Here is a 947-nt window from a genome sequence, read left to right as displayed (position 1 = left end):
TCGACGGTGCCGGTCACCGGGAGGCCATGCGACTGCTGCAGCGACTCGACCGCGGCAAGGGTCTCGGGGCCGTAGACGCCGTCCACTCCCCCGTCGTAGTACCCGGTGATTGCCAACGCGTCCTGGAGTGCCAGGGTGTAGTCGCGTACGGCGTCGGCTGCCGTCTTCTCCTGGTCGTTGGTCAGGCATCCTGCGTCGGCGAACAGCCGTAACCACGACATCTCCAGAGCGACGGCTGCGGCATTGAACTGTCGTGACGCCTCCGACAGGGGCGTCTCGTCGCTGATGCCGCTCTGCGCCGCCTCGAACTCGGACTCCGCCTGCTTCACGCGGTTGACCGTCGCTGGTGGGGCCAGGGGCGCGGCCGACTCGGTGGGAGTCGGCGACGGCGGCGGCTTGCCATTCTTGGCGGCCTTCAGCTCGGCTTGCGCCACCGTGAGCTCCTGCCGCGCAGCGGCCGACTTCTCCTGCGCCTCCACGGCGTCCTCGGCAGCCCCGACCGCGTCTTCCCGGGGCCGCGTGAGGTCGTCTCCGGCCTCCCTGACGTCGCCCACCGTCGGAGCGGTGGAGGTCAGGACGTCGCCGTACCGGTCGAGCGATACGACGTACTCGGTGGTCGCGTCGCAAAACGCAGTGGTGGCTTCAGTGAGCTCGGCCTCGGTTTCGGTGACCGCGCGCTGCTTGGCCGTGACCTTGGCCTCCGCGCGCCTGATCTGGTCTTCGTCGTCCCCGTCGGAGCCGCCGCAGGCGGCCAGCAGGACTGCGGTGACCGCCACCATCAGCGCGCCGACCGGCGCCGACTCGTGTCGGGCTGCAGCGCGCCTCCCCACCGCCGCGGCTCTCACCGCCGTGATCGCCCGGTCACGCGACCAGTGCGCCCACGGCGAGCACGACGACCACCAGCCCGCCGAGCATCACCAGCAGTGGCCACACCCATCTCAGGTAGG

At 70.7% G+C, this 947-nt stretch carries 2 protein-coding genes; one reads left to right on the top strand and one right to left on the bottom strand.

Translation table 11 applies throughout. The features are described from left to right. A partial coding sequence (locus EKO23_RS24710; RefSeq protein ID WP_134721243.1) for a peptidoglycan-binding domain-containing protein occupies nt 1–779 on the bottom strand: 779 nt, incomplete at its 3' end. Here EKO23_RS24710 and EKO23_RS25980 point away from each other — a divergent pair. Then, nucleotides 766–947: hypothetical protein (locus tag EKO23_RS25980; protein ID WP_217702812.1), on the top strand; the 182-nt coding region annotated here is incomplete at its 3' end. The genes EKO23_RS24710 and EKO23_RS25980 overlap by 14 nt on opposite strands.

The sequence above is a fragment of the Nocardioides guangzhouensis genome, from assembly GCF_004519545.1.
In the GTDB taxonomy this organism is placed as follows: Bacteria; Actinomycetota; Actinomycetes; order Propionibacteriales; family Nocardioidaceae; genus Nocardioides; species Nocardioides guangzhouensis.
This window is presented reverse-complemented; position numbering and strand designations above follow the sequence as displayed.